The organism is Bradyrhizobium sp. Mp27 (genome assembly GCF_029953005.1).
GTDB classification, from domain to species: Bacteria; Pseudomonadota; Alphaproteobacteria; order Rhizobiales; family Xanthobacteraceae; genus Bradyrhizobium; species Bradyrhizobium barranii.
Genome location: NZ_JASAUS010000319.1, coordinates 1 through 4492 on the forward strand (window position 1 = coordinate 1; position 4492 = coordinate 4492).

The 4492-nt window shown below is 59.1% G+C and carries 4 protein-coding genes; 1 reads left to right on the forward strand and 3 read right to left on the reverse strand.

Features of this window, described 5'->3' with window-relative positions; genetic code table 11:
- Window positions 1-104: 104 nt before the first annotated feature.
- The 3 genes from adhP to QJT78_RS48870 form a co-directional block, all read right to left on the reverse strand.
- Complete coding sequence (adhP, locus tag QJT78_RS48860) at window positions 105-1127, reverse strand: alcohol dehydrogenase AdhP (protein ID WP_038945410.1); 1023 nt, start codon at window positions 1125-1127, stop codon at window positions 105-107.
- 594 nt (window positions 1128-1721) lie between these two features.
- The gene (locus tag QJT78_RS48865) at window positions 1722-2450 is read right to left on the reverse strand and encodes a hypothetical protein (protein WP_240537823.1); all 729 of its coding nucleotides are present in this window, start codon (window positions 2448-2450) and stop codon (window positions 1722-1724) included.
- Entirely contained in the window at window positions 2368-3423 is a 1056-nt protein-coding gene (locus QJT78_RS48870; protein ID WP_240537824.1) for a radical SAM protein, read from the reverse strand. The genes QJT78_RS48865 and QJT78_RS48870 overlap by 83 nt, the downstream gene beginning before the upstream one ends.
- A 571-nt stretch (window positions 3424-3994) precedes the next feature.
- On the opposite strand from QJT78_RS48870, the gene QJT78_RS48875 reads away from it, so the two are divergent.
- Window positions 3995-4462 carry a response regulator gene (locus tag QJT78_RS48875; protein ID WP_348652440.1) on the forward strand — a complete coding sequence of 156 codons (468 nt, stop codon included), beginning with the start codon at window positions 3995-3997 and terminating at the stop codon, window positions 4460-4462.
- The last annotated feature ends 30 nt before the right edge of the window (window positions 4463-4492 follow it).

Consider the following 4492-nt stretch of genomic DNA (forward strand, 5'->3'; position numbering starts at 1 on the left):
TCAACGCATACAACGACAGAGCCGAGCCCTTCGTCTGGACCAAGAAAAAGGTCCGTCAACGCCGTTTCAAAGGCCGCCGTATCACTCAGCTCTGATTCCGGGTACTAGATCTTCATGACCACACGACCGTCAATCTTGTTGTCGCGCATGCGACCGAAGATGCCATTGATATCTTCCAGTCGCTCGGTTGTGTAATGGACTTTCACTTTGCCTTCGCCGGCAAACTGCAGGCATTCGGCGAGGTCGAGTCGTGTTCCCACGATTGATCCCCGGATCGTCTTGCGCATTAGAACGGTGTTGAAGATATCCAGTTCGAAAGAGCCTGGTGGCAGACCAACAAGGGACATGGTGCCTCGCTTGCCAAGCATACCAAGAGCTTGGCTGAACGCTTTGGGCGAGACGGCGGTCACGAGGACACCTTGCGCGCCACCGCAAAGCTTGTTCACTTCGGCAACCGCATCGGCCGTTTTGGCGTTGATCACCGCGTCGGCGCCCATTTTGCGCGCCAGCGCTAACTTCTCGTCCGAGATATCGACTGCGATCACCTCGAGGCCCATGGCTTTCGCGTACTGCACTGCGACGTGGCCCAATCCCCCGATGCCGGAAATGACCACCGTCTCACCGGGCTTAGCATCCGTCTCCTTCAAGCCTTTGTAGACCGTCACGCCAGCGCAGAGGATCGGAGCCGCTGGCTCGAAGTCCAGACCAGCGGGAAGATGGCCCACATAGTTGGGATCGGCCAACGCATATTCCGCGAAGCCGCCATTGACCGAATAGCCCGTGTTCTGCTGCGAATCGCACAGGGTTTCCCAGGCAGCAAGGCAGTGCCTGCAATGACCACAGGCCGTGTGCAGCCAGGGTACGCCAACCCGGTCGCCTTCCTTGACCGCGGTCACGCCCTTACCAATGGCGGAGACTGTACCGACGCCTTCGTGACCGGGTATGAACGGCGGCGTAGGTTTGACTGGCCAGTCGCCGTCCGCTGCATGTAGGTCGGTGTGGCAAACGCCGCATGCTTCGATCTTCACGAGGACTTGGCCTCCTCCAACTTCGGGAACCGGAACCTCCTCGATCGCCAGCGGCTCTGTGAACTTTCGCACCACCGCCGCCCTCATCGTTTTGGCCATAGCGCTCTCCCGATTGAGTCATCGAATCCGGGATTCGTTTCGCGTGCCCGCAGAATGGGGCATTGATTTAAGTCAAAGGGAAATTGTGCGCGAAGAGCATCTTTTTGGGCGCTCCGCGAGAGGCAAGATAGACATACAGGCGGAGTATGAATGAGATAGCACGCTGGCGACGGTCCCGCGAAATCATCATTCTGATGCCGCCGTCCGCATGGACCTCGGTCGGGCACCAATCGCAACAAATGCTGGTGGGAGACGTACCATGAAGGCAAGTGCCTCTCTCTAGAATGAAGCCGCGCTCGCCAGGCCACCACGTTGATGGCGGATCGTTCGCGGAAATCTTCGTCGGTCGCAGCGCCACCAGATGGCTCCGCTTGTCGGGATAACGTGCAGGGCACAACGAGGGCCCGGAGCGCCTGATGTCCGCTCATTCCCTAATAGCGGCGCAGAAGCAGACATTGCTCGAAGTCCGAGAAGGGCCAAAGCCGAAGTGACGTTTTGGGGCTGTTCGGTGCAAACGGACGTCGCTTGTCCGTCCATCTGTGAGGATACGATGGTTCGCGGCAGCTTGAGAAATCAACTAACGCGAGTTGGCAACTACCGCACTGCCAACTTAGGTTTCTGCGCCTCTTCGATATGTCGCCGCTGATCGAGAAACGCCTGGCTGGACCGCGTCTTGTACAAGTCCAGATTCTCAGTCTCGTCGGGCAGCAGTGTGATCGCCTCATCGACATAGGTGAGCCGGCGCGGATCCGACTTGACCTTGCGCGCCAGCCGGTGGAGGCGCAGCGCTAGCGATGCCCATTGCGCGGCCTTCACGACGGTCTCGGCGACATAGCGCGGATAGAACGACCAGGCCGGCTCGACCGGCAGATGCGGACGCCGCTCGTCGCGGCTCTTGAGGCGCAGCACACCCCCTTCGAGCGGATGGACCCGCTCGATGGGATGATAGCCTTTGAAATAAAGCGCGTAGGTCCCGATCTTGCCGACATTGTTGCCCATCGCCGCGGCACGCCGCATCAGGGTCTCGATGTGCTCCCAGCTGTAATAGGTGTTCCAGGCGAGCTCGCAGGCCCGCTCCCAGTCCACCTTGGACATGGCGGGGTGGTCGACCGTGACGTGGTCCAGGTCGTATTTGTTGAGGTCCGTATCCATCGCGACGCCCTTCATGTAGAGCGTCTTGTGATCCTCCGAGCCCGGCAGCGGCGTCAGGAAGAAGAACTCCAGCATGTCGATCGGCAGCTCATGCTTGATGATCTCGATGTCCCGGACGATCGATTCCGGTGTGTCGTTGGGAAAGCCCAGAATGTAGCCGCCGACGGTCATGATTCTGGCCTTCTTCCAGGCCAGCATCATCTCGCATTTTCGAGGCCGATGAAGCATCGCCGGACGCCGGCCTTGGCGCATTTCTCGATGAAGTTCGGCAGCTGTGGCAAAGCGTGTCGACCTGGATCGTGAAGCGGAGGTCCCAGCCCTCCTTCTCGCGCAGCGCGATGATGCGGTCGAGCAGGCTTTCCCAATCCTTGTTGCGCGCAAAATTGTCGTCGGTGAGGAAGAAGGCGAAGACACCCTGGGCGACGTTGGCGCGGATCACGGCCTCGATGTCGTCGGCGCTGCGGCGTCGCGACTTGCGGCCCTGCACGTTGATGATGGTGCAGAACGAGCACTGGAACGGGCAGCCGCGCCCGGCGTCGAAGCTCGTGGTGTGGCCGATAACCCGCCGGATCTGCTGGCGGGGAATGATTGGCAATGGCTGGCTCTCCAGGTGTGGCAGATCGTCGATGTAGTTGTAGAGAGGCTGCAATCGCCCGGCGGCCGCGTCCTGCAACAGCCCGTCCAGCCGTCCCTCGGCCTCGCCTGCGAAGACCGACACACCGAGGTCCATCATCTCCTGAACGCCGGGATCGCGCTCCGGCAGCATCGAGAGGGTGCCGGACACATGGAAGCCGCCGATCGTAACGTGGATTCCGAGCTTGCGAAAACGTCTCGCCAGATCAAGCGATCGGGGAAACTGGTTGGACTGGACTCCGACCAGCATCACCATACCAGAATCCGCGGCCTTGATTGCGCGCGCCAGATCCGCGACACGCACCTTCCAGTTGGTCTCATCGATGGCGTCGATCTCGATATCGAAATCGGGCCCGAGAACCTGGCGTTCACGACAATCGAGCGCGATGCCGTAAAGGCAGGCCAATGAGTTCGAAGGCAGGCCGCCGCGCCACCATCGAATGACGTAGCCATCGTCGTCGTAGTGTGACGGCTTGATCAGAACAAGCCGGAAACTCCTGCTCTTGCTCATAAGCAAGGGGTAGCTCGATGTCGGTCAAAGGCCAACTGCTTTCCGCGAGGTCCTCGCAAAAAACGACGAACTGTGGCGCGAAAAACATCCTATCCGACTACCTACCTCGGTTAACCGCACACGGCGCAATCGCCTGTTCGGCACAAATTGGGGATGCGCAGTCGCCAGTTCGTCATGCTCCAGACGTCCGTTCCGGGTCAAAACTGGCCTTGCAAACCCCCTCGTTGGCGGTCACGAGGATTAGTCTGGGGCGTGCATAGTGCTCGCTGCTTTCATTTTCACAGTTTGCCCATCGAAAGCAGCGACTTGAAGAGTAGTCCTATCGAAATTTTTTCATCTGCCGTCGTGCGCGGGCAAAACATGTATGCACGCCACCCGACATAGCCCGTACAATCACGGTGCCAAAATCGTCGGAAATGGTCAGGCCTACCTGCCAGTCGAGTAGGATACGTTGATCGGCATCACCTCGCCGGTTCATCGCGGCGGAGCCTGGACGACATCAATGCTGTACTGGCTCTTTTAGCTGGTCCCGGCTGAAGTAGGTCTACCAACGACCTTGGGGTTTAGGGGCGTGCTGAGGTTTGTATATGTTGTCGATGACGACAGTGCCTTCCGAATAGCGCTTGAACGTCGCCTGAAACTCGCCGGGTACGAAGTGGCGACCTACGCGTCTGCCGAGCAGTTGCTGGATCGCTTCCCGGACGAAAGCAAGCCCGGCCGCATTCTTGTCGATGTACGACTACCGGGAATGAGCGGTCGTGAACTCCAAGCTCGATTGGACGAACTCGGTTCGACGTTGCCGATTATATTTCTTACCGGCCGTCCCGACATCCAGACCACGGTGCAGGCCATCAAGGCGGGCGCGGAAGACTTTCTGATCAAGCCGACATTGTCCGACGACCTCTTTCGCGCAATTGTTGGTGCGTTCGCACGTTACGAAGTCACGCGTGCCAAAAAGGGCCCCGCGGGTCACTTCAAATTCCTCCGGGTGTGGTCAGTCAAATTCCTCCACCCGCGAGGCAGGACAAGGGACTGTTAGTTTGAGTTTGTTTCCCGGGCAAGAGCTTCA